The organism is Pedobacter sp. BG31, from assembly GCF_042464845.1.
Taxonomy (GTDB): domain Bacteria; phylum Bacteroidota; class Bacteroidia; order Sphingobacteriales; family Sphingobacteriaceae; genus Pedobacter; species Pedobacter suwonensis.
The window spans coordinates 1-366 of record NZ_JBHNZK010000065.1 but is presented as its reverse complement, the minus strand read 5'-3'; the positions used below and the strand labels follow the sequence as shown (position 1 = coordinate 366).

Below are 366 nucleotides of genomic sequence, written 5' to 3'. Positions count from 1 at the left end.
TGAAGTTTTCAAGGGTCCGGTTGGTACAGTATTGATGTGTGACCGCCCCCCGCTTGGTTGCACAGGTTCTTGCCTGTTCGGCCAGCCCGGAGAGCCTTCTCAGAACAGTATCGGGGCTTGCAAGCCTAACATAGGGACTGTCTGTAAAATGACCCCGCAAGTGGGTATGGAGATCTTCTACACAATCGCCGCCACAGAGAAAAACAGATTTGAGCGAGTAGAAGACATCCTTCCAGGAGTATCTGCTCTGGGCAGCAACGCCAGGCAGATGTGCATGGCAGAGCTTATCGATTTCCAATCTGTTTAAGTAATCAAAAACAAAATTTATGCCTCCGAAAGCGGATATTGGGTCTGAATTTATTATTT

The 366-nt window shown here is 48.1% G+C and carries 1 pseudogene; it reads right to left on the bottom strand.

Annotation, left to right across the window (positions count from 1 at the left end):
- Positions 1-366, bottom strand: a pseudogene (locus ACFE6N_RS23560) (hypothetical protein); the annotation flags it as partial.